Raw genomic sequence first — 23,376 nt, forward strand, 5'->3', positions numbered from 1 at the left:
GGCAGCATAATCTCGGCTGTAACCGCGGCCAAAGCAAGGCGCGCGGCCCTGTCCGGCGCGGGCAGGACCGCACGTCACGAGATTGTCAGAGGTCCGTCCGATGCCGCCACGGGAAGAGGTTGGCGGGGAAGTCGGCGGCCGGCTTGCGCGGACGATGCGGTGCGGGTGGCATCGGATGTGCTCCGGGCTCGGACACGATCACCTTGCGGTAGAGGTGCCAAGTGGCGTGTCCGAGCAGGGGGACCACTACCGCGAGTCCGAGGAAGGCCGGTATCGTGCCGAGCGCGAGTAGCACCGAGACGATCAGGCCCCAGGTTGCCATCGGCACCGGGTTTCTGGCGACAACGCGTAGCGAGGTGCTCATCGCCTCGAACGCGCCGGCATGACGATCGAGCATCAAGGGGAATGACACGACGCTGAGGCACAGCGCGGCGAGCGCGAACAGGAAGCCGGTGCCGCAGCCGACCACGACAAGCCACCGGCCTTGGTCGGTCGTGAGCACGCGCGTCATCAAATCCGACAGCCCGGTCACGCCCTCGTAGCCGAACGCTGCGACATAGATCGCCTGCGCGGTCGCAACCCAGGTCACGAACAGCGCGAGCAGTAGCGTGCCGAGGCCGAGCATCGCGCCGAACGAAGGCGAGCGCACCACCTCCATGGCATCCCACGCGCTTGCCGGTTCATGGCGCTCGCGTCGGCTGGAGAGCTCGTAAAGTCCAAGCGCCGCGAAGGGCCCGACCAGTGCGAAGCCGGCGGCCAGCGGAAACAGCAAGGGCAGCACCGAATAGCCCATGACGACGCGGGCGAGCACGAGGCCGAGCACCGGATAGATCACGCAGAGGATGATGGCATGGCTCGGAACAGCCTTGAAATCTTCCCAGCCGCACCTGAGCGCGTCATGCAGATCGGACAGCTGGATGGTCCGGATCACCGGTCCAGCCGCATCGGAGGGCTGGGCCATTGTGGGGACATTGCCGGGGTAGAGTGTGGCCATGGTCGCTAACTCCCTTGCCGCGCGCGGATGCTTTTGCGCCCGCAACGGCGCAAGCGGCCGCTCTTCTTGAAACTTTCGCGATCCTGACCAGACGCGAATTTCGGACGGCATCGCGAGCTGAACCGCGAGCATACGCCCAAGTCCGCGTCCTGTCGCTCACGCTTGGGTGAAATTCGATGCCGCGGCGCAACCACGACGATGTCATTCGGCCGTCATTTCGCCGCAGATAAGCTGATGCTGCTGGTCGTTCGCAGAACCTTCGCAGGCGCGACGCTGCAACTTCGTCTATAAGTGCCGCGCAAGGCCCTTCCAACGGATTCCTTTTCGGGGAGCAGACATGAGCATTTTCGGGAAAATCATGAGCGCGATCTTCGGCAGCCAGCCGGCCTCCGCCGCGCCTGCGGGTGGCGCCACTTCGTCCGGCGCGCCCGCAGGGAGCACGCCGGGCGCTTCGTCGCCGGCCGCCGCGCCCATGTCGGCAGTCGACGTGGCGGCGATCGTCGATAAGGCGGTGGCCGCGCACAAGGGCGAGAAGCTCGAATGGCGCACCTCGATCGTCGACCTCATGAAAGCGCTCGACATCGATTCCAGCCTTGCTGCGCGTAAGGATCTCGCCAAGGAGCTGGGCTACACCGGCGACATGAACGACTCGGCCAGCATGAACGTCTGGCTGCACAAGCAGGTGATGTCCAAGCTCGCCGCCAACGGCGGCAAGCTGCCGCCGGAGATCAAGCACTGACCGCAAGCACTGACTGAACCTCAGTCGTGCCGGAAGGGCCTGCCATCGCGCGGGCCCTTCTGCTTCAGGCGACCAGATCCGCGTCCTCCGGATGCCGGTCGAGGTAGTCGGCAACGAAGCCGCAGCCGGCGATCACCTTCCGGCCGTCGCGGCGGATCAGATCCAGCGCGCCCTTGACCAGCTCGGAGCCGACGCCGCGGCCGCGGAGCGCCGGCGGCGTTTCGGTGTGGGTGATGATGACGGCCGAGGGCGTCAGCCGGTAATTGGCAAAGGCGATGTCGCTGCCGATATCGAGCTCGAAACGGTTCTTGTCCTTGTTGTCGCGTACCGATGCCGCCATGCGAGATCCTTCCCAATGCAAGTTCGCCTGATCTAGGAGGCTGACTCCACCCTTGCCAAGATGAGACCGAGGGAGATTGGCGCAGGGGAGATATCCGCAAATGCGCGCGCTGCGACTTCGGTTCCCGTCTGCCAGAGATGACATGCGCCCGAACGCGGCCGCAGGTCGCCAAGACATTTGGAATGTCGTGATCGCCAGCCGCAGAGATTGTGGATTTCGCCAAGTCCGCCAACTCGCCCGGCGGGCCTGTGCATTCACCTTCAATCAGTCGCTCTGGCCAGCCTTGAATCTTCGGCTTGAGGCTGCTGGCGCAGGCATCCCCGGCAAATGACCAGGGAGCGATTAACTCTGGCGTCCTGTTCGGCCTCGGTGCCTTCCTGCGCCTGCCACCATTCCTTTGAATAGGGCTGAAGCCCAGCCTGCGACCTGCTGCGCTCGGAGCCGGCAGCAGTCCGCGTCGATTGTGAGGCAGCGCGCGGGCGATTGGGATTTTCACCGGCGCCATCCCAGGCATAGCGCGCCGGCGTGAAGGCGGGATCGGGAGCCAGGCGGGCTTGCGGAGTAGCGACACATCCGGCGAGCGCCAGCGACAACAGGAATAGGGCGGGCGCTTTGACCATGATGCTGCACTCTATACGCAAGAACTGAGCGAGGTTGCGTCGATCATGTTTAAGATTCCCTGAACGATTGCGCTCGTCGTTGCGACCAACGCCAATGCGATACCTGATCCTCCTCGTGACCTTGCTCGCGACCGGCGCGCGTGCCGACGACGCAAAGCCGTTCAACCCGGCCGACTATCCGCCCGGCGTGCAGAAGGCCGTGCGCTTTGCCAATGAGGAATGTAAGAGCCAGGAAGGCGGCGAGGTGACCTTCGCTCCCAATACCGTGCGCAGGATCGACCTGACCGGCGATGGCCGCGAGGACTACATCGTCGATTTCCAGGACACCAAGTGCGGCGACCGCGAGACGACCTATTGCGGAACCGGCGGATGCGTCATGAAGATCCTGGTGACGCTGCCGGATGGTAGCGTGCGCGAGGTGTTCGACGGCTACGTCCTCCGCTACAGGATCATGGCCCCACCGGTGAAGCGCGGCGCCGCGCGCACCATTCGCTTCGATCTGCATGGCAGCTTCTGCGGCGGCTTTGGTGCGCAAGCCTGCTGGAAGACCAAGGCCATCAGCGCGACCCCGTTTGCGTTCAAGCAGCCGTAGGGCAGGTCCACGGCCGCAGGCCTTGCAGGGCCGCTGGCGTTGGCGATAAATGGGCCGCAATGAACGGACGGCTCGCGTGCCGCCCGTCGCCGAAGAGGAAGCCCGATGCAGCCCCTGCGCATGTCTCGCCGCGTCATGAATCTCGCCTATATGCTGACCCAGAATGCGCGGCGGCATGGCGCGCGTCCCGGCTTCGTCTGGGGTGACAAGTCCTGGACCTGGCGCGAGATCGATGCGCATGTCTCGGCGCTGGCGGCTGCACTCGCTGCACGCGGCATTGCGAAGGGCGACCGCATCCTCGTCCATTCCAAGAATGGCGACGAGATGTTCTTCTCGATGTTCGCCGCGTTCCGCCTCGGCGCGGTCTGGGTGCCCACCAATTTCCGCCTGATGCCGGATGAGGTCGGCTATCTCGCAGAGGCCTCCGGGGCGAAGGCGTTTCTGTGCCACGTGGATTTTCCCGAGCACGCTGCTTCCGTGAAGGGCAGCGCGCTGGAATTCACCTGGAGCATCGACGGCAAGGCCGCGTTCGCCGAACGCTCGGTGGCGGAGGCCATCGCCTCGCAGGCGGGCGCTGCCGTGGAGAATGTCGCCGTCGAGCACGACGATCCCTGCTGGTTCTTCTTCACCTCCGGCACGACAGGCCGTTCCAAGGCGGCCGTGCTCACCCACGGCCAGATGGGATTTGTCGTCACTAATCACCTTGCCGATCTCACGCCGGGTGTGACGGAGCAGGATGCCTCGCTGGTGGTGGCGCCGCTGTCGCACGGCGCCGGCGTGCACCAATTGATGCAGACCGCGCGCGGCGCATGCACGGTGCTGCTGCCGACCGAGAAGTTCGACATCAACGAGGCGTTCCGCCTGATCGAGGCGCATCGCGTCAGCAATCTCTTCACGGTGCCGACCATCCTGAAGATGATGGTCGAGCATCCCGCCGCCGACAAATACGATCACTCGTCGCTGCGCCACGTCATCTATGCGGGCGCGCCGATGTACCGCGAGGACCAGAAGGCGGCGCTGAAGAAGCTCGGCAAGGTCATCGTGCAGTATTTCGGCCTTGGCGAGGTCACCGGCAACATCACCGTGCTGCCGGCCGCACTCCACGATCCCGAGGACGGTCCGCACGCCAAGATCGGCACTTGCGGCTTCGAACGGACCGGCATGCAGGTCTCGATCCAGGATGACGAGGGCCGCGAGCTCAAAGCCAACCAGAGCGGCGAGATCTGCGTGATCGGGCCAGCCGTGTTCGCCGGCTATCACGACAATCCCGAAGCCAATGCGAAGGCGTTTCGCAATGGCTGGTTCCGCACCGGCGATCTCGGCCACATGGACGAGGAGGGCTTCGTCTACATCACCGGACGGGCCTCCGACATGTTCATCTCCGGCGGCTCCAACATCTATCCGCGCGAGATCGAGGAGAAGATCCTGACGCACCCAGCGATCGGCGAGGTCGCCGTGCTCGGCGTGCCCGATCCGACCTGGGGCGAGGTCGGCGTTGCGGTCTGCGTTGCGCGGGAAGGCGCGAAGGCCGTGAGCGAAGCGGAGATGGCGGCGTTTCTGTCGCCGAAGGTGCCGCGCTACAAGATGCCGAAGCGGTTCTTCTTCTGGGATGCGCTGCCGAAATCCGGCTACGGCAAGGTGCCAAAGCGTATGGTGCGCGACGAGCTCGAGGCGCGCGGGCTGCTCGACCTCGACAAGGCCAGGACGGGCTGAGCACGGCAGATGCGGAGTATCAAGCAGCCGGGCCCGCCCGCGGCCGAACGCATTCAATGCGTGGAGGCGAGAGGACGTGCCTTCGCGTTCACGCTTCAGGCCGGTGTGCCGTTGCTGGAGGCCGCGCGGCACGGCTTTGCCGCGGAGGGCTTTGCCGGCGGCGTCCTGAATTTTCGCCGGGGTGCGCTCGGGCCGTTCGCCTATGTCATGCCGGCGCTGTCGAAGACCGGCGACAACGCCGCGTTCTACAGCGACACGTTCCGGCCGGCCGGCGTGACTCGCACGAGGCTCGGCAGCATGACTCTCGGCATGCGCGACGGCGCACCGTTCTTTCACTGCCACGGGCTTTGGACGGAGGCGGATGGCAAGGCCAGCGGCGGCCACATGATGCCGGACGAGACCATCGTCGCCGAGCCGTTCGAGGTCGAGGCGTTCGGCGTCGACGGCGCGATGTTCATGGCCGAGCCGGATCCCGAGACCAATTTCAAACTGTTCGGGCCTGTGTCGGCCGAGAGCACCGGCGCGCGGACCACGAGCCGTGCCTTCGCGCTGCGGCTGCGGCCGAACCAGGACTTTGCAGCTTGCCTCGAAGCGTTCTGCCGCACGCGTGGCATTGCGCGTGCGAAGATTCACGGCGGGGTCGGTTCGACGATCGGGGCGCGCTTCACCGATGGCGGGATCACCGAGCCGTTCGCCACCGAGCTGGCAATAGTCGCCGGCACGATCGTGCCGGGAGCTTCCGGGGGCCATGAAGCCGCGCTCGACGTTGCGCTGATCGACTACACCGGAGGTCTCGCAGAGGGACGCCTTGTCCGCGGGGACAATCCCGTGCTGATGACGATGGAGCTGGTGCTGGAGGCGCTGGATGAGAATGCGGGCTGACCGCGTCATTCGCGGGAAATCGCTTCCTAGGGATGTTCGTTCCTGATATGTTCCTTTGGAGGCGAGGTCTCTGGTGGGAGAGGGAGTGGTGGTATGAGAGGGCGACAGCGCGACATCAGGCTGCCTGCTCCCTATCTTCGGCGCGTCTGGCTCGATCGCGCGCTGGTCCCGGACTGGGAGGCATATCCCTATTGTCTTCCGATTTTCCGCGAAGAATTCGACCTGAGCTTCGACGACGCGATTACCATTATCGTCGGCGAGAACGGCACCGGGAAATCGACCATCCTGGAGGGTATTGCGGCGCTCGCCGGTTTTGACGACGCGGGTGGGGGCAAGGGCTATCGTCCGGTTGATCATTCCAACGCACGCGAGATCATGGGCGGCGAGTTGTCGTCGGCGCTGCGCGCCGGCTGAGTGCCGAAGATCACGAATGGCTGGTTCTTCCGCGCCGAGACCTTCTTCTCCGTCGCAAGATATCTCGACGAGGTTTCGGACATGCCGCCCGATTTTCTGTCGTACTCCCATGGTGAGGGCTTCCTCCGCTTCTTCCAGGAGCGATGTCAGAAGCAGGGCATCTTCATCTTCGACGAACCGGAATCGGCGCTGTCGCCGGCACGGCAGATGGAGTTTCTGAAGCTGCTGCACCGGATGGATTCGTCGCGCAATTGCCAGGTCATCATGGCAACCCATTCGCCGATGCTGATGGCGTATCCCAACGCGCGGTTGCTGCGGCTGACGAAGTATGGCCTCGAGCCCGTGACGGTCGAGGAGACGGATCACTACCGGGTGATGCGCGAGTTCTGCAATGACCCGCGCGGGTTCGTCGAAGCGACGCTCGGGGAGTAGTCGAACGAATGCTTGTTCGGCGCTTCCAAGGACCCAGTGGAGGGTGCCAACGCATTCAGCCCTCGTGTCCCGGACAAGCCGTAACGCGTGAGCGTTGCGGCGCAGAGCCGGGACCCAGCGAGCCGCAATGTCGCGGATGCATGGGCCCCGGCTCTGCGGCACATCACTTCGTGCTGCGCCGCGTCCGGGGCACGAGACCTTTTGTCGGATTGGCTGGCACAGGTTCGCTTCCTCGCGGCGCGTTCCGCCCGAGCTTTGCATCCGTTGCCGCCCCCAAAGATGCCGAGGGCGCAGGGAAGACCGGGTGCCGGCTGGCACCCGCGGTCCACTGTGCGAAAGCGTGTTCTTTAAAAAGGCTGCACAGCGGCATACAGGGCTGCCTCAACATCCGGCCTTCCCTGCGCAGTGGTTTTACGGCTTATGTCGCGCTCTCCCCGGGGAGCGATGCACTATTGCCCCCGTCGTCTTGCGGATGACCGATGCGCGAGCCCGGTTGGGCTTTATGCATCACCGCAAGCCTTGGCGCACAGACCCCGGGCGCCAGGACCACACGATTTCGCCGTACGCGAGGCTGCGCCCGTCGTGTGCGCGCGGCGCCTGCTCACGGAGTGACCCGCCCTGCAAGCTCACCTGCGCGCGACGCTGCCTGCGTCCACCACATTTCCCAACCCGCGTTCGTGACGATCGCGATACGCCCCTCGGCCCGGGTTGGGGTGCGCGAAAGATGCGATAATTCCGAATTCTAGTAAAGCGAATTGTTTTTCGGCCGATGCATTGACCCCGGTCTGGGTGTTTTGCTCATCGGGCGCCGCAAGGGATTGTGTGGTGACTGGCGACGTCCCCGCCACATACGCGCCACGAACAAGTCTCCCCACCGTCCAAAATTGCGCTACGATGATCTCCAGCGCGCCCCAAGCCGCGCAGATTCAAGGATGAGGAAACACGAGATGAGGATGAGAAGCGGAACGGCGTTCGCCGGTGTGGCGGCGCTGGCGTTGGCGGGGATGGCTCTGGCGACCGTTGTCGAGCCGGTCTGGGCCCACGGGCCGACCCGGCAGAAGGTGCGGGAATCCATCGAGATCAGCGCGCCGCCGGCCAAGGTCTGGGCCGCGATCTCCAATTTCCAGGACATGGGCTGGCTCCCGCCGGTCACCAAGACGGAAGGCCAGAAGGGCAACGAGATCGGCGCGACGCGGATTCTGACCCTCACCGGCGGCGCGACGGTGGAGGAGGAGCTCTACAAATACGAGCCCGACATGCAGAGCTATTCGTACCGCATCACCAAGGTCGACGTGAAGGTGCTGCCGGTGACCAATTATTCCTCGACCTTGACGGTGTCGCCTGCGCCGGACGGCAAGGCGAAACTGGAATGGGCGGGCGCGTTCTATCGCGGCTATCCCAACAACGATCCACCGCCGGAGCTGAACGACGAGGCTGCGAAGGCTGCGGTGAGCGGGCTGTACAAGGCCGGCCTCGAGGCGCTCAAGAAGAAGATCGAGAGCGGCAGCTGATCGTGCGCGCGCTGGCTCTGGCGGTGCTCGTCGGCGGCCTCGCGGTCGGCAGTGCAGCCGCCGAAGAGGCCTTCGTCACCAACCAGCTCAGCGACGATCTGATGGTCGTGGACCTCGCCGCCGCGCGCGGGGTTGCGACCATCCCGATCGGCGGCAAGCCGGCCGGCGTCGCCGTCAGTCCCGACGGCCGCTTTGCCTATGTGACGAGCCCCGACGCCAAGGCGGTGACGGTGGTGGATGCCGCGAGCCGGCAGGTCGTCGGCCGTGTCGAGGTCGGAGGCGGGCCGCTCGGCATTGCCGTGGCGCCCGACGGCAAGACGGTCTATGTCGCCGATTGGTACGCCGCCGCGGTGCGGGTGATCGATGCGGCCTCGCGCAGCGTCACTGCGAGCATCGCGGTGGGCGCTTCGCCATCGGGTCTTGCAGTGACGCCGGATGGCCGGCTGCTGCTCTCGGCCGACCGCGACGACGACAGCGTCTCGGTGGTCGACACGGCGACGCGCCAGCGCAGGGCGATCATCAAGGTCGGCACGCGCCCGTTCGGCGTCACCATCGATGCCGACGGCAGGCGCGCCTACACCGCCAATGTCGGGTCCGACGACGTCTCCGTGATAGACATTGCGGACGGCCGTGAGATCGGCCGCGTGCCGGTCGGCATGCGGCCCTATGCGGTGGCGCTGACGCAAGGGCGCGGTTTCGTCACCGACCAATATGCCGGCACCGTCAGCGTGTTCGACCTTGCGAGCCTGAAGCCGGTCAAGCGCATCAAAGTCGGCGATTATCCCGAAGGCATCGCGGCGACCGCAGACGGCAAGCGCGTCATCGTCGCCTGCAGGGAGAGCAACACGCTTGGCATCATCGATGCGGCCGAGCTCAAGGTCATTGGCGAGATCGGAACCGGCGACGGCCCACGGGCTTTCGGGGCGTTCCTGCGCAGGACGGAGTAGTCTGCCGGATCAGGGGCGGATCCTTGGCGGAAGGCCGAACGCAAACGGCCGTTCCGCCTGAGCTCAGTCGACGTTCTGCGTTTCCAACATCGTGTTGTCCGGCGCACCTCGGTCGGTCCAGTCCGGCGGCAAGCCGATTCTCTCTCCGGCCAGTCCCGCCAATCCCGGCGACCGGCCGAATGTTTCGCAGATCGCTTCCTTGGGCGCACCACCGAGAGAGGCGCTCAATCTGTCGACGGACGGCGGCGCGGGGACCTTCCCGAACGGACTTTCCGCGGTCACGAGAAACCTTCCGAAATCGCTTCCGAAAGCGTCAGCCAGGTCATAGGCATCCCCATCGGTCGAGACACGCGGAGCGCTGGTGAAGGAGTTCGCTCCGCGCGCCCAGATCATGGCGGCCTGTTGGAGGCCGCTGCGGTCTCGGGCCTCGGCCTCGACGGACAGGCTTCCCAGTCCGATCGGAAGACGCGGCACGGGAATGGGCACGCCGGGAGCGACGATGGACGGCACGACGCTCGCGACCTTGGAGACGCCGGCTGCCGCCGCATCCGTTGGCGCAATCTGCGTGATGACGGCGCGAACATTCAAGTCCGCGGTTTCCGTGGGGGCTACGATCCGGAAGCGCTCGCTGAGCGCCAGGCACATCGCCCTGTTGACCGCATTCTTGATCAGCCGGCGCTGCTGCGGCGAGAACGGCTGGCTGGCCGCGGTCGCCGTGAACGCCGTCGGCTCGATGCGGGCAGTCTTCGCGGCGAGAACATCAGCCTTGCTGATCCGGAGCTGCGACTTGGTCAAGAGACCATCGGACGGCGTGAGATTGTCGTAGGAGGCCAGCGATCCCGCGCGTTCCAGAGGGGCCGCCGCGCAACCGGCCGCCATCGAACTCAACACCGCAACTGCGAGCCACCTCATGGCGAGGGAACGAGACCGGTCGCCGCTCCCTGGGCCACGCGCCGGGACTGTGCGACGGGCAGGGGAGAAGGTGCCGCGCCCGGCGCCGAGGCCAGTATGGGCTGCCAGGTCACGTTCCAGCGCGCCAGCGTTGCGCCGTTGCCATCGAAGACCAGGTCGAGAAAGGCTAGGGTCAGCTCGGCCGTCGCGAGCTTGACTTTCGGGTTGAGCGCCGGACCACCTGTGAAGGAGCGATCGGTGAAGATGCTGTGCGAGCCGCCTTCGAACACGGCAAGCAGCTTGCGCTGTGTGGCAATGGCGTTGAAGACCGCTAGCCGGTCGGCAGCGGGCGAGTAGTATCCGGGGATCTGGATGACGTCGTTCGTCGCCGTCACGTGCAGGGTTGGAACGGTGATCCTGCTCAACACCGCGGCCAGATCGGGTTCGCCATAGAACGGCGGGGCCGAGATGACGATGGCGGCGCCAAAGCGCGGGTCGCGGGCCTCGACCCACCTGCCGTCGCGCATCACGCGGGCGCCGACGGCAACAAGGGCCGTGTTCGCCCCATAGGAATGCCCCGCCGCCATGATCCGCCGGCGGTCGATCTGGGCGCCTTGGGGACTCGACAGCATGCGATCCAGGGCGAAGCGCAGATCCTGGGCGCGCGCCAGCGCCTCGCTCTCGTGACCAGCGCGCTGCAGGCGGTCCACGACGGCGAGGGGGTTGCCCGCCCAGAGCGAGGAATCGCTGCCGGCATGCTGGACATGCAAGCTGGCGATGCCGCGGGCCGACCAATATCGCCCGAGATAGCTGTAGCCCCGGCGAGAGCCGCCGAGCCCATGGGAGAACACGATGAGCGGCACGCGCGATCCCGGCGCAACGTCCGTCGGCCAGTGCAGGCGCGCTGGAACGGGGCGCGAACGCGCCGCGTCGATCCAATCGAAGTCGATGACCGCGGGAGGCGGGGGCGCGGACTGCGCCCGGGCTGGTGGCGCTGCGAGCGTGGCCGTGACGGCGACCGCCAGCAGCGCGGCACCGAGGTGCCGCCGGGTCAGGGGTTTCGGTCCGCCTGTGTCGCCGCCCAACCCGTAAACCATGAAGGCCCCTTGCGTGAACTCGCACCGAGTGTAATCGTCGTATTGCACTTAGTGTAATTTTGCAACTTGGTCGATTTCATGGCAGAACGGGTCATGAAAAGTTTACCCCGAAAGGAGGAAGGCCTGCGCGAGCGCAAGCGTCGCGAAACGTTGCATCGTATCGCCGAGCAGGGCCTGAAATTGTTTCTGACCAAGGGCTATGACGCCACCACGCTCGACGCGATCGCGGAGGCGGCGGGGATCTCGCGGCGGACGTTTTTCTACTACTTCAAGTCCAAGGAAGAGATCCTCCTGGCGTGGCAGGACGGCGGTTTCAACGAGACTTTGCGTGCCGCCCTGCTCGAGCAAACGACCAGGCAGTCGCCGCTCGATGCGGTCAAGAATGCCTTGCAGGAACTGACAGCCCGCTTTCAGGTCGATTACAAGCAAACCAAGGTGATCGAGCGCCTGATGTCCGCGAACGAGTCGCTTCGCATCCGGCAGCAGGCAAAGTACGTCGAGAAGGAAGCAGCCGTGTTCGAGGCGCTCTCTCAGATGTGGCCGCAGCCGCAACGGCAGGCGGCGCTGCGCGTTGTCGCCATGATGTCGGTCGGAGCGCTGCGTCTTGCGATCGACAATTGGAATCGCGACCAGGGCAAGCGGCCCCTGTCCGTCCACGTGAAGGAGGCGTTTGCCTGCCTCGACCGGGAAATCGGAGCGGCGTCCTCGCGCAAGGCTGCCGGCCGATCCGGCGAGTGAGCGAGGGCCGGCTCGCGCTGCCGATGGACCAGCCCGACGGCCGCACGGTGATTTAAGCCTGCATCGGAGCCGTGACGCCGATCAGCGCCGGCGCGATGTCGCGGATGTGCTCGAACACATGGTCGGGCCGAAGCGCCCGCAGCGCCGCCGGCGCCGCATAGCCCCAGCACACCGCGCCGCAGGCGATCCCGACGGCCCGTGCCGCGTCGATGTCGCGGACCTCGTCGCCGATCGAAATCACCTGGGTCGGCGCAACGCCGGCACGGCGAACGACCCGGCGGAATTTCGCGGCCTTGCCGAACAGCGACGCCGCGCAGTCGAAATGCGAGAACAGCGCTGCGGCGTCTCCCAGCTTCTCGCGGGCATTGGCTTCGCTGTCGGAGGTCACCAGCGCGAGCTGCACGCTTTTATCAGTCAGCGTCCGCAGCATTGCGTCGACGCCCGCAAACAGCGATATCTCGGAGGCCGCCTCCGCTTTCAACCGCCGCGCATGCCGCGCGATCGCCGGCAGCTTCCACAAGGGCACCTCGAGGTGGCTGAGGATCTCGCGCGTCGAGGCATGCCGCAACTCTTCGATGTCCTCAGGCGCGACGCGGCGAAAATCGAAGTGATCGGCGATGTCGTTGATGGTGCGCAGGAACCACGGGAAGCTGTCGGCGAGGGTGCCGTCGAGGTCGAAGATGGCGAGGGCGTAGGGCGGACTGATCTTCTTCATTCCGTCCCATGTGTGCCGATGTCGGATCGTTCAGGAAGCAGCAGTTCGGCAACGCGATCATCTTGCGACAATACCGCATCCGCAATTGCAAATGCCCGCTGGGCAATAGGGATACCGACCACATCGTTACGGTCAAGCACTCTGCCGACGAGCGAGCTACGCGAGAACGGGCGCGAGCTGGCATCAATAGCCATCATGGCCGGGCCGGTATCAAGCAGACGGTAGGCCAACGCTACAGCAGAGCGATCTGCTGCCGTCGTTTCGCTTCCCCATCGTCCTGTAATGAGGTCGATGTTTGCACCTCGGTCCGAAACGTGGCCAAGTGTCCAGTGTACGAAGTAGGCAGCGAGTCCTTCGGTCCCGGACGATACGAGTCCCCAAATCGATCGGCTAGTGCGACCACAGCAATCGCAAGTTCCGGTGTCCTTGGACCCGGTCTGTTCGATGCGCAGGCCTCCCGACATTGTTCAGTTACACCAACCGCGTTTTGTTACCTACTCCGCCGCCTCGCTCGTCCGTCTCCGCTTCGGCTTTCGCGCCTTTTCCAGCACCGGAGCCAGGAACTTGCCCGTATAGCTCCGCGGCGCCTTCGCGATGTCCTCCGGCGGGCCCCACGCCACGATCTCGCCGCCGCCGTCGCCGCCTTCGGGCCCTAAGTCGATGACCCAGTCGGCGGTCTTGATGACTTCGAGATTGTGCTCGATCACGACGACGGTGTTGCCCTGCGCGACCAGCTCGTGCAGCACCTCCAGGAGCTTCTTGACGTCGTGGAAATGAAGACCGGTGGTGGGCTCGTCCAGGATGTAGAGCGTGCGGCCGGTGGCGCGTTTTGACAATTCCTTGGCCAGCTTCACGCGCTGGGCTTCGCCGCCCGAGAGCGTCGTTGCCTGCTGGCCGACATGGATGTAGTCGAGGCCGACGCGGTGCAGGGTCTGGAACGTCTCGCGCACGCGCGGCACCGCCTTGAAGAACTCGGCGGCTTCCTCGACGGTCATGTCGAGCACGTCGGCGATGCTCTTGCCCTTGAACAGCACCTCCAGCGTTTCGCGGTTGTAGCGCTTGCCCTTGCAGACGTCGCAGGTGACGTAAACGTCGGGCAGGAAGTGCATCTCGATCTTGATGACGCCGTCGCCCTGGCAGGCTTCGCAGCGGCCGCCCTTGACGTTGAAGGAGAAGCGGCCCGGCTCGTAGCCGCGCGCCTTGGATTCGGGCAGGCCAGCAAACCATTCGCGGATCGGCGTGAAGGCGCCGGTGTAGGTCGCCGGATTCGAGCGCGGGGTGCGGCCGATCGGCGACTGGTCGATGTCGATGATCTTGTCGATGTGCTCGAGGCCCTCGATGCGGTCGTGCGGGGCCGCGCCCTCGCTGGCATTGTTCAGCTTGCGGGCGATGGCGCGGTAGAGCGTGTCGATCAAGAGCGTCGACTTGCCGCCGCCGGAGACGCCGGTGACGCAGGTGAACAGGCCGAGCGGAATCTCCGCCGTGACGCTCTTGAGGTTATTGCCGCGCGCGTTCACCACCTTGATGGTGCGGCGATGGTTCGGCGGGCGCCGCTCCGGCACCTCGACCTCGAGCTCGCCGGTGAGGTACTTGCCGGTCAGCGATTTCGGGTTGCGCATGATCTCGGCGGGGGTGCCTTCGGCGACGATGTTGCCGCCATGCATGCCGGCGCCCGGGCCGATGTCGAGGACGTAGTCGGCGAGGCGGATGGCGTCCTCGTCATGCTCGACCACGACCACGGTGTTGCCGAGGTCGCGCAAGCGCTTGAGCGTATCCAGCAGGCGGGCGTTGTCGCGCTGGTGCAGGCCGATCGATGGCTCGTCCAGAACGTAGAGCACGCCCGTCAGCCCCGAGCCGATCTGCGAGGCCAGGCGGATGCGCTGGCTTTCGCCGCCGGACAGCGTGCCGGAGGACCGGGACAGCGTGAGATAGTTGAGGCCGACGTCGAGCAGGAAGGTGAGGCGCTCGCGGATCTCCTTCAGGATACGGCCGGCGATCTCGTTCTGCTGCTTGTTCAGCGCATCGGGCACGGTCTCGAACCATTCGCCGGCCTTCTTGACCGAGAGCTCCGAGATCTCGCCGATGTGCTTGCCGCCGACCTTGACGCTGAGAGCCTCGGGCTTGAGGCGAAAGCCGTGGCACGCCTCGCAGGGCACGTCGTGGAAGTATTTCGCCAGCTCCTCGCGCGCCCACTCGCTCTCGGTCTCGCGATAGCGGCGGTTGATGTTGGTGATGACGCCCTCGAACGGCTTCTTGGTGTCGTAGGAGCGGACACCGTCCTCGTAAGAGAACTTGATCTCGTCCTCGCCGGAGCCATAGAGAAGTGCGTCTCTCGTCTTCTTCGGCAGGTCCTTCCACTTGGTGTCGAGCGTGAACTTGTAGTGCTTGCCGAGCGCGGTCAGCGTCTGCACGTAATAGGGCGACGACGATTTGGCCCAGGGCGCGATCGCGCCCTTGCGCAGCGTCAGGTCCTTCTCGGGGATGACGAGATCCTCGTCGACATGCTGTTCGACGCCGAGGCCACCGCAGGCGGGGCAGGCCCCATAGGGATTGTTGAACGAGAACAGCCGCGGCTCGATCTCGGGAATGGTGAAGCCGGACACCGGGCAGGCGAACTTCTCCGAGAACAGGATGCGCTCGGGCCCGCTCTTGTCGTGAATTTTCGCGGTCTTCTTCTTTTCCTCCACCGGCGCCGCGCCAGGCGCGTCGGCGAACTCGACGACGGCAAGGCCTTCGGCGAGCTTCAGGGCGGTCTCGAAGCTCTCGGCGAGGCGCTGGCCGATATCGGCGCGCACCACGATGCGGTCCACCACGACGTCGATGTCGTGCGGGAATTTCTTGTCGAGCGTCGGCGCCTCGCTGAGCTCATGGAAGGTGCCGTCGATCTTGACGCGCTGAAAGCCCTTCTTGAGCCATTCGGCGAGCTCCTTCCGGTACTCGCCCTTGCGGCCGCGCACGACCGGGGCGAGCAGATAGAGGCGGGTGCCTTCGGGCAGCGCCAGCACGCGGTCAACCATCTGCGACACGGTCTGGCTCTCGATCGGCAGGCCCGTGGCCGGCGAATAGGGCACGCCGACGCGGGCCCAGAGCAGGCGCATGTAGTCGTAGATCTCGGTGACGGTGCCGACGGTGGAGCGCGGGTTCTTCGAGGTCGTCTTCTGCTCGATCGAGATCGCCGGCGACAGGCCGTCGATCTGGTCGACGTCGGGCTTCTGCATCATCTCCAGGAACTGGCGGGCATAGGCCGACAGCGATTCGACGTAGCGGCGCTGGCCCTCGGCGTAGATGGTGTCGAAGGCGAGCGAGGATTTGCCGGAGCCGGAGAGGCCGGTGAACACCACAAGCTTGTCGCGGGGAATCTCGACGTCGATGTTCTTGAGGTTGTGCTCGCGCGCACCACGGATCGTAATTGCGCGCAGGCTGGAGGCCGCGTTTTGTTGTTGGCGCTTCGCCTTGATCACTTCATCCATCCGAGTTGCCCTCAAGGAAGCCCAAAGGTGCGCGATCGCGCCAACGTCAAGGCGCGCTTCGCCCGGAACCGGGATCGGCACCGATGGGTATGGCAGCGAACGTAGGAAGAACGGCGGCGGATTTCCAGTGGGACTTGCGAATCGTCAACGGATTGTTGGCGCACTGGCGGCATCTGGCAGCAGGAGCGTTCGGAACCGCCCCGGAAGCCGGAGTAAAACGCGAAGGCGGGCCTTCGTGACGAAATGTCGGATCGGCGAAGCTCAGTATTTCACGACGACCGGTCCACCCCAGCGGTAGTTGACGCGGATCAGTGCCATGTCGATGTCCTGGCCGATCCGGTCGCTGCGCGACAGCGCGTTGGCGGGAACGGTAGCGAAATCCGCGGTGTGATGGCCAAGGAACACGTGGTTGTACTCACCGCCAACAGACCAGTTCTCTGCGAAGCCCCATTCCATACCGATGCCGAGCGTGTAGCCCCAGCGGGTCCGCTCGACGCTGTTGAACACCAGCGGGCTCGCCGGGACAAAGGTCTCGTACCTGGCGCGAGCCACTCCCGTACCGGCCTTGCCATAAATCAGCAGGCCATTGACGGCGTAGCCCATCTGCCCCGTGAACAAGCCGAAGGCATCGATCCTGGTCTGGTTGGTCTGTGGGGCCAGCGCGAGGCTGACGTTGCTTCCTGTGAAATCGGCCCAGTTGCCCTGGCCCTCGATGCCGAACACCCAGCGCGCTTTCTGCCAGCGATAGCCGATTTGTCCGCCGACGGTTCCGCCACCGGCGTTGTGACACCCTTCACCGACGGCAGGGTCTACCGCTACGCCGAGCGCACGAATGATGCTCCAGCAGGTGTGACCGAAGCCACCACCACCGTTGATGCCGGCATAGACGCCGGTCCAGTCGTAGCCGATCACGGGGAGCGGCGACGCCTTGCCATAGAGCGGAAGATCGGCAGCCTTGGCGGGCGCGATCGCCAACAGACCAGTGCCGGCCAGCACCGCTATCCGCAGCGCTCGGCTGCCCGGCGATCGCATCTTCATGTCCTATCCCCAATTCCGCGACGAGCTGGCATGGGCATCAGCAACCCACGCTTCCTAGACGGCGCGCCGAGGGGAAGTGCGAAAACAAAAAGGCCGGCGCGATGCCGGCCTTTCGTAACGCTGGGTGCGCCAGAGACGGAGCTCAGTACTTCGCGACGACCGGGGCGCCGAAGTGATAGTTCACGCCGACCTGCACGGTGTGGAAGTTGAGCGTGCCGGTGTTGAAGGGAGCGCCGAGGCCCGAGAAGTACGTCTCGCCGCCGAGGCTGCGATAGAGATACTCGCCCTTGACCGACCACTGCGGAGCGATGAACGCTTCGACACCCGCGCCAACGGTCCAGCCGGAGTGCCACTTGCTGTCGGAGATGGTCACGCCGGCCGCGGTGGCGCTGATCTTGTTGTCGATCCAGGCGTAACCACCGGTGCCGTACAGCAGCACGTTGTTGACGGCCCAGCCGATGCGGCCGCGAACGGTGCCGAGTGCTTCGGTCTTGGACGACACGGTGATGCCGAGAGCGGTCGCCGATGCGTTGACGTCAGCCCAGGCACCATCGGCCTCGATACCGAATACGACGTTGCCGGTCTGCCAGTTGTAGCCGGCGGTGCCACCGACGAACCCACCCTGCATACGGGGGCTATTTGCGTCTTCCCAAGCGCCGCCGCCGACGATACCGAGATAGAAGCCGGTCCAGTTGTAGACCGAGGCAACGGCCACCGGAGCCTTGGTGTACGGCCGAGCCGCCAGATCAGCAGCCGAAGCGGGGGCGGCCAGAGCGAACAAACAGGCCGAAGCCAACAAAACCTTTTTCATTTTCAACTTAATCCCAGTCCCAGTTTCTGTTGTTGCCTTCCGCGAGGGAAGGGCAGCGGACGCAACGGCCCAACTGCGCTTTCCCTACACCAACAAAGCTGCAAGTTGTGTCTCCGAAAAGCCACAACAGTGGGCAAAAGGTGATGGTTACTGACCCATTACCTCCCGAGTACCTCCCGAGTTTGGCAACAAACAAAAAGGCCGGCGCGAGGCCGGCCTTTCAGAGACGTCATGCGCTATGCGCCGCGTTCAGTAGCGCGGGGCGACCCCGGCCCAGTTGAAGTGATAATTCAAGCCGACCTTGACCGTGTGAATGGTGTCGTTCCACTCGGACCGGTTCGCGAAGACAGCCGGATTGTTGTACTGGAGCGTGCTGCGGCCGAAATCGATATAGTTGTACTCGACCTTGGCCGACCAGTTCGGGGCAAACATGTACTCTGCACCGGCACCGACGGTCCAACCCCAACGCCAGTCGTTCTGCGAAGCTCCGAAACCGAGCGGCGCCAGCAGGCCTGCATCGTAGCGGTGCTGGAAGTCGCCGACCGCGGCACCACCGCTGACGAAGAACAGCGCGGGACCTGAAGCCCAGCCGAGACGGCCCTTGATGTCGCCGAAGCCGCGCAGCCTGGTGAAGTAGGAATCGCCAGCGCCGGCATTGATCTCGGCCGAGCGGCCGCTGATGTCGGCCCAGTGATAGTCGCCTTCCACGCCGAAGACGACGTTGTTCATCTGCCAGTTATAGCCGAACACGCCGCCGACGAATCCGCCGCTCGTATCGTAGTCCTGGGTCGCAAGGAAGCCTGGTGCGTTCGCCGCCCCGAAGAAGGTCTCGTCGCTGCGGCCCCAGCCTCCACCGCCCTGAATACCGGCATAGAAACCAGTCCAGGTATAGACCGGTGCCGGCGCGGCCATTGGCGCCTTCGTGTACGGACGAGCAGCGAGGTCCGCAGCGTTTGCCGGAGCCGAGAGGCCCAGTGCGGCGGCCCCAAACGCAATAGCTAAGCTCTTCTTCATTTCCTTTGCCCTCCTAAATTTTCCGCTTCTTGCGATATCCCCGAAGCGGGTAGGCGCGAGGCCCATAAGATCCAAGTCCGAGTCAACCCTAACGCGATTTGGCGCGCGAGTCCGTCTCCCAAATGCAACAGTGCGGCACCAACGCGACTGATCTAAGTAGATGATCTTCATCAAGTTTTTACTTTTCACGGGAACCCGAGAAAGTTCCATCGAGTTCCATGCGGATTGCAAAATTTTTTCCAGTTCCATTTTTGGTTGTTCCCGTGCGCATCGGAACAAAACTAGAACTCACGGCGGATTGGTGCTATATATGGGGATAACGCGGTGCGACGGGCCGATCCGTGCTCGTGAGCGTATAGGGTCCCCTCGACGAGGCGCAGAGGAACGCAGCAGCGGGACTCGCCCTCTTGAGATTCAGTGACATTCGGAGTGGAGAGCGGCGATGGCGGGAAGCGTCAACAAGGTCATTCTGGTTGGAAATCTCGGCAAGGATCCTGAAATCCGCCGCACCCAGGACGGGCGGCCGATCGCGAATTTGAGCATCGCCACCTCCGAGACCTGGCGCGACAAGAACACCGGCGAGCGCAAGGAGAAGACCGAGTGGCACCGCGTCGTCATCTTCAACGAAGGGCTCTGCAAGGTCGCCGAGCAGTACCTGAAGAAGGGGGCGAAGGTTTACATCGAAGGCGCGCTCCAGACGCGTAAATGGACCGACCAGAGTGGTGTCGAGAAGTACTCGACCGAGGTCGTGCTGCAGGGATTCAACTCGACGCTGACGATGCTCGACGGCCGAGGCGGCGGCGCGGGAGGAGGCAGCTTCGGCGATGAGCCGGGCGGCGATTTCGGATCATCCGGTCCTGTCAGCAGCGCCCCGCGCCGGCCCGTGGCTGCCAGCGGCGGGGGACGCAACAGCGACATGGACGACGATATCCCGTTCTGAGGCTTGCCGGGGGCGCTTCTCCAGCACAGCTGCGTGCTCACGTGAAGCGGCAGGATTCCTTATCAATCGACAAGGCAAGCTCGGTTTTTTTCGGCTTGTCTCATGCATTGCCTGAGTGAAAGAGCCTTAGCGCGATGAGCTTTGCGTTATGAGCCTCGCCCCGCTGATTGACGCTGCTCCAGCGATCCCGCTGCATGCCTTCGCCGCCATGGCGGCGTTCGTCCTCGGGATCGTTCAGCTCGCAGCTCCCAAAGGCGGGCTGCCCCACCGGGCTCTGGGCTGGGGCTGGGTCGCACTGATGCTCGTCGTGGCGCTCAGCTCGTTCTGGATCCACCAGATCCGCCTGGTCGGACCGTGGAGCCCGATCCATCTGCTCTCGATTTTCGCGCTGGCGATGCTGGTGTTGGGCGTGATGGCTGCGCGGACCAAAAATATCCGCCGCCACAAGATCACGATGGTCTCGGTCTTCTTCGGTGCGCTCGTGATCGCCGGGGTCTTTGCCTTCATGCCGGGACGGATCATGCATGCGGTGATTTTCGGCCCCTAGCGAGGACGCAAATCCCGGTTCCCGCACAGCTGCGAAAGCGGTCGGGAACCGGGGTCGATGCGAGCGTCCCGGCAAACCGGTAAGTCCATGAAAAAACGAAGGGAAAAAGCGCTTCCCTTGGGCTTGCAAGGGTGGTTATCAGGGGGGCGATGCGCTATATGATTCCCAGATAAAATCTCACCGGATTCCCCCTTGGCTGACGACGACGACAAGCCCGGCGACCAGCCGGCGCAACCCTCGGACATTCGCCCCGTCTCCATCTTCGAGGAGATGAAGAAGTCGTACCTCGACTACGCCATGAGCGTGATCGTGGCGCGCGCGCTGCCCGATGCCCGGGACGGTCTGAAGCCGGTGCACCGCCGCATCCTGTTCTCGATGAACGAGCAGGGGCACACGCCCGACAAGAAGTACGTCAAGTCCGCCCGCGTGGTCGGCGACGTCATCGGTAAGTATCACCCGCACGGCGACCAGTCGATCTACGACGCCATGGTCCGCATGGCGCAGGACTTCTCGATGCGGGTGCCGCTGATCGACGGCCAGGGCAATTTCGGCTCGGTCGACGGCGATCCCGCGGCCGCCTATCGTTACACCGAGGCGCGCCTGACCAAGGCGGCGCTGGCTCTGCTGGCCGACATCGACAAGGACACCGTCGACTTCCAGCCGAACTACGACAACAACGAGACCGAGCCGTCGGTCCTGCCGGCCAAGTTCCCGAACCTTCTCGTCAACGGCGCCGGCGGCATCGCGGTCGGCATGGCCACCAACATCCCGCCGCACAATCTCGGCGAGGTCATCGACGCCTGCGTCGCGCTGATCGACAACCCTGCGCTCACCATCGACGAGCTCATCAACATCGTGCCGGGCCCCGATTTCCCGACCGGCGGCGTCATTCTCGGACGTCAGGGCATCCGCTCCGCCTATCACCTCGGCCGCGGCTCGATCGTCATGCGCGGCAAGGTCGCGATCGAGACCATCCGCAAGGAGCGCGAGGCGCTCATCATCACCGAGATTCCCTACCAGGTGAACAAGGCGACGATGGTCGAGCGCATCGCCGAGCTGGTGAAGGAAAAGAAGATCGAGGGTATCGGCGACCTGCGCGATGAATCCGACCGCGAGGGCTATCGCGTCGTCATCGAATTGAAGCGCGACGCGGTGCCGGATGTGGTGCTGAACCAGCTGTATCGGTTCACGCCGCTGCAGACCAGCTTCGGCGTCAACATGGTAGCGCTCGACAGCGGCCGTCCGCGGATCATGCATCTGAAGGACCTGCTGGCGATCTTCGTCGACTTCCGTGAGCGGGTCGTCACGCGGCGCACCAAATACCTGCTCGCCAAGGCGCGCGATCGCGCGCATATTTTGGTCGGTCTTGCGATCGCGGTTGCCAATATCGACGAGATGATCCGCGTCATCCGGAACTCGCCCGACCCGACCACCGCCCGCGACACCCTGATGTCACGCGACTGGCCGGCCCGGGACGTCGAGGACATGCTGACGCTGATCGACGATCCGCGGCACCGCATCAGTGCGGATGGCACGATCCGGCTGTCGATGGAACAAGCGCGGGCCATTCTCGATCTGCGCCTGCAGCGCCTGACCGCGCTCGGCCGCGACGAAATTCGCGATGAGCTCGACAAGCTCGCCGGCGAGATCGCCGATTATCTCGACATCCTGCGCTCGCGCGAGCGCGTGCTGAACATCATCAAGACCGAGCTCGCCGAGGTGAAGGCCGAGTTTGCCACGCCGCGCCGCACCGTGATCATGGAGCAGGAAGGCGAGGTCGAGGACGAGGACCTGATCCAGCGCGAGGACATGGTCGTCACCGTCTCCCACGCCGGCTACGTCAAGCGCGTGCCGCTGTCGGCCTATCGCGCCCAGCGCCGCGGCGGCAAGGGCCGTGCCGGCATGCAGACCCGCGACGAGGATTTCGTATCGCGCCTGTTCGTGGCCTCCACGCACACGCCGGTGCTGTTCTTCTCCTCGCGCGGCCAGGTCTACAAGGAAAAGGTCTGGCGGCTGCCGATGGCGGCGCCGAACGCGCGCGGCAAGGCGCTGATCAACATCCTCCCCCTCGAGCAGGGCGAGCGCATCACCACGATCATGCCGCTGCCGGAGGACGAATCGACCTGGGGCAATCTCGACGTGATGTTCGCCACCACGGGCGGCAACGTCCGGCGCAACAAGCTGTCCGACTTCGTCGATGTCCGCCGCTCCGGCATCATCGCGATGAAGCTCGACGACAACGAGGCGATCGTCGACGTGCAGATCTGCACCGAGCGCGACGACGTTCTGCTGACGGCCGCCGGCGGCCAGTGCATCCGCTTCCCCGTCACCGACGTGCGCGTGTTCACCGGGCGAACCTCGATGGGTGTGCGCGGCATCGCGCTCAGCGAAGGGGACCGGGTGATCTCGCTGGCGATCCTGCGCCATGTCGACACCACCTCGGACGAGCGCTCGGCCTATTTGAAGATGCGCCGTGCGGTCGCGGGCGAAGCTGCGACAGAGGAGAGCGCCGCGGACGGCGAAGCCGAGGAGACCTCCGGCAGCTTCCAGCTCCCGCAGGAGCGCTATGTCGAGATGTCGGCGCAGGAGCAGGTCGTGCTGACCGTCTCGGTCAACGGCTATGGCAAGCGGACCTCGTCCTACGAGTACCGCACCACGGGCCGCGGTGGCAAAGGCATCGTCGCCATGAGCGTCAACAATCGCAACGGGAACCTCGTGGCGTCGTTCCCGGTGGAAGAGGCCGACCAGATCATGCTGGTCACCGACAAGGGCCAGCTGATCCGCTGCCCGGTCGAGGGCATCCGTATCGCCGGCCGTTCGACCCAGGGCGTGATCGTGTTCGATACCGCCGAGGACGAGCACGTCGTCTCGGTCGAGCACATCACCGAAGAGGCGGAGAACGGCAACGGCGAGAACGGCGAGTAGCGACCA

21 protein-coding genes and 1 pseudogene are annotated in these 23,376 nt (G+C 64.8%); 11 read left to right on the forward strand and 11 right to left on the reverse strand.

Annotated elements, in window-relative coordinates:
• Positions 1–85: 85 nt before the first annotated feature.
• Positions 86–994 carry a DUF2189 domain-containing protein gene (locus tag AC3WLX_RS00515; RefSeq protein WP_492334306.1) on the reverse strand — a complete coding sequence of 303 codons (909 nt, stop codon included), beginning with the start codon at positions 992–994 and terminating at the stop codon, positions 86–88.
• 337 nt (positions 995–1,331) lie between these two features.
• Here AC3WLX_RS00515 and AC3WLX_RS00520 point away from each other — a divergent pair, with 337 nt between their 5' ends.
• Positions 1,332–1,733 (forward strand): DUF3597 domain-containing protein, encoded by a 402-nt coding sequence (locus AC3WLX_RS00520; protein ID WP_492334307.1) that lies wholly within the window; start codon positions 1,332–1,334, stop codon positions 1,731–1,733.
• A 64-nt stretch (positions 1,734–1,797) separates the two neighbouring features.
• On the opposite strand, the gene AC3WLX_RS00525 is transcribed toward AC3WLX_RS00520, so the two are convergent.
• Together AC3WLX_RS00525 and AC3WLX_RS00530 are read right to left on the reverse strand one after the other, a co-directional pair.
• Positions 1,798–2,073, reverse strand: coding sequence for a GNAT family N-acetyltransferase (locus AC3WLX_RS00525; protein WP_291628616.1), 276 nt, complete (start codon positions 2,071–2,073; stop codon positions 1,798–1,800).
• A gap of 260 nt (positions 2,074–2,333) precedes the next feature.
• Positions 2,334–2,693 carry a hypothetical protein gene (locus AC3WLX_RS00530; RefSeq protein ID WP_492334308.1) on the reverse strand — a complete coding sequence of 120 codons (360 nt, stop codon included), beginning with the start codon at positions 2,691–2,693 and terminating at the stop codon, positions 2,334–2,336.
• A gap of 94 nt (positions 2,694–2,787) precedes the next feature.
• On the opposite strand from AC3WLX_RS00530, the gene AC3WLX_RS00535 reads away from it, so the two are divergent.
• From AC3WLX_RS00535 to AC3WLX_RS00560, 6 genes and pseudogenes are all read left to right on the forward strand, one after another.
• Positions 2,788–3,285 (forward strand): hypothetical protein, encoded by a 498-nt coding sequence (locus tag AC3WLX_RS00535; RefSeq protein WP_492334309.1) that lies wholly within the window; start codon positions 2,788–2,790, stop codon positions 3,283–3,285.
• Between the two features lie 105 nt (positions 3,286–3,390).
• The gene (locus AC3WLX_RS00540) at positions 3,391–4,998 is read left to right on the forward strand and encodes an acyl-CoA synthetase (RefSeq protein ID WP_492334310.1); all 1,608 of its coding nucleotides are present in this window, start codon (positions 3,391–3,393) and stop codon (positions 4,996–4,998) included.
• Between the two features lie 9 nt (positions 4,999–5,007).
• Positions 5,008–5,880 carry a PCC domain-containing protein gene (locus AC3WLX_RS00545; protein WP_492334311.1) on the forward strand — a complete coding sequence of 291 codons (873 nt, stop codon included), beginning with the start codon at positions 5,008–5,010 and terminating at the stop codon, positions 5,878–5,880.
• Between the two features lie 93 nt (positions 5,881–5,973).
• Positions 5,974–6,726: pseudogene (locus AC3WLX_RS00550) on the forward strand (AAA family ATPase).
• Between the two features lie 947 nt (positions 6,727–7,673).
• On the forward strand, positions 7,674–8,237 hold the full coding sequence (locus AC3WLX_RS00555) for an SRPBCC family protein (protein WP_291626826.1): 564 nt from the start codon (positions 7,674–7,676) through the stop codon (positions 8,235–8,237).
• 2 nt (positions 8,238–8,239) lie between these two features.
• The gene (locus AC3WLX_RS00560; protein WP_492334312.1) at positions 8,240–9,184 is read left to right on the forward strand and encodes a YVTN family beta-propeller repeat protein; all 945 of its coding nucleotides are present in this window, start codon (positions 8,240–8,242) and stop codon (positions 9,182–9,184) included.
• Between the two features lie 63 nt (positions 9,185–9,247).
• Here the strand turns inward: AC3WLX_RS00560 and AC3WLX_RS00565 are convergent, their stop codons facing one another.
• Positions 9,248–10,096 carry a DUF3313 domain-containing protein gene (locus AC3WLX_RS00565; RefSeq protein WP_492334313.1) on the reverse strand — a complete coding sequence of 283 codons (849 nt, stop codon included), beginning with the start codon at positions 10,094–10,096 and terminating at the stop codon, positions 9,248–9,250.
• Positions 10,093–11,172 carry an alpha/beta hydrolase family protein gene (locus AC3WLX_RS00570; protein WP_492334314.1) on the reverse strand — a complete coding sequence of 360 codons (1,080 nt, stop codon included), beginning with the start codon at positions 11,170–11,172 and terminating at the stop codon, positions 10,093–10,095. The genes AC3WLX_RS00565 and AC3WLX_RS00570 overlap by 4 nt, the downstream gene beginning before the upstream one ends.
• Positions 11,173–11,265: 93 nt before the next feature.
• On the opposite strand from AC3WLX_RS00570, the gene AC3WLX_RS00575 reads away from it, so the two are divergent.
• Positions 11,266–11,910, forward strand: a complete 645-nt coding sequence (locus tag AC3WLX_RS00575; protein WP_492334315.1) for a TetR/AcrR family transcriptional regulator — start codon at positions 11,266–11,268, stop codon at positions 11,908–11,910.
• Positions 11,911–11,962: 52 nt separating this feature from the next.
• Here the strand turns inward: AC3WLX_RS00575 and AC3WLX_RS00580 are convergent, their stop codons facing one another.
• The 6 genes from AC3WLX_RS00580 to AC3WLX_RS00605 all read right to left on the reverse strand — a co-directional run bounded on the left by AC3WLX_RS00580 (position 11,963) and on the right by AC3WLX_RS00605 (position 18,958).
• Positions 11,963–12,625, reverse strand: a complete 663-nt coding sequence (locus AC3WLX_RS00580) for an HAD-IA family hydrolase (RefSeq protein ID WP_492334316.1) — start codon at positions 12,623–12,625, stop codon at positions 11,963–11,965.
• Entirely contained in the window at positions 12,622–12,855 is a 234-nt protein-coding gene (locus AC3WLX_RS00585) for a hypothetical protein (RefSeq protein WP_492334317.1), read from the reverse strand. The genes AC3WLX_RS00580 and AC3WLX_RS00585 overlap by 4 nt, the downstream gene beginning before the upstream one ends.
• 264 nt (positions 12,856–13,119) lie before the next feature.
• The gene (gene uvrA / locus AC3WLX_RS00590; RefSeq protein ID WP_492334318.1) at positions 13,120–16,095 is read right to left on the reverse strand and encodes an excinuclease ABC subunit UvrA; all 2,976 of its coding nucleotides are present in this window, start codon (positions 16,093–16,095) and stop codon (positions 13,120–13,122) included.
• A gap of 261 nt (positions 16,096–16,356) precedes the next feature.
• Entirely contained in the window at positions 16,357–17,133 is a 777-nt protein-coding gene (locus AC3WLX_RS00595; RefSeq protein ID WP_492334319.1) for an outer membrane protein, read from the reverse strand.
• 142 nt (positions 17,134–17,275) lie between these two features.
• Complete coding sequence (locus AC3WLX_RS00600; RefSeq protein ID WP_291624615.1) at positions 17,276–17,944, reverse strand: outer membrane protein; 669 nt, start codon at positions 17,942–17,944, stop codon at positions 17,276–17,278.
• A gap of 249 nt (positions 17,945–18,193) precedes the next feature.
• On the reverse strand, positions 18,194–18,958 hold the full coding sequence (locus AC3WLX_RS00605) for an outer membrane protein (RefSeq protein WP_492334320.1): 765 nt from the start codon (positions 18,956–18,958) through the stop codon (positions 18,194–18,196).
• Positions 18,959–19,400: 442 nt separating this feature from the next.
• Between AC3WLX_RS00605 and AC3WLX_RS00610 the strand changes: the two genes are divergently transcribed.
• From AC3WLX_RS00610 to gyrA, 3 genes are all read left to right on the forward strand, one after another.
• Positions 19,401–19,898, forward strand: a complete 498-nt coding sequence (locus tag AC3WLX_RS00610) for a single-stranded DNA-binding protein (protein WP_492334321.1) — start codon at positions 19,401–19,403, stop codon at positions 19,896–19,898.
• A gap of 148 nt (positions 19,899–20,046) precedes the next feature.
• Complete coding sequence (locus AC3WLX_RS00615) at positions 20,047–20,445, forward strand: DUF2306 domain-containing protein (RefSeq protein WP_492334322.1); 399 nt, start codon at positions 20,047–20,049, stop codon at positions 20,443–20,445.
• Between the two features lie 192 nt (positions 20,446–20,637).
• Positions 20,638–23,370, forward strand: coding sequence for a DNA gyrase subunit A (gyrA, locus tag AC3WLX_RS00620; RefSeq protein WP_492334323.1), 2,733 nt, complete (start codon positions 20,638–20,640; stop codon positions 23,368–23,370).
• The last annotated feature ends 6 nt before the right edge of the window (positions 23,371–23,376 follow it).

It is taken from the genome of Bradyrhizobium sp. FW305-F6 (assembly GCF_058782905.1).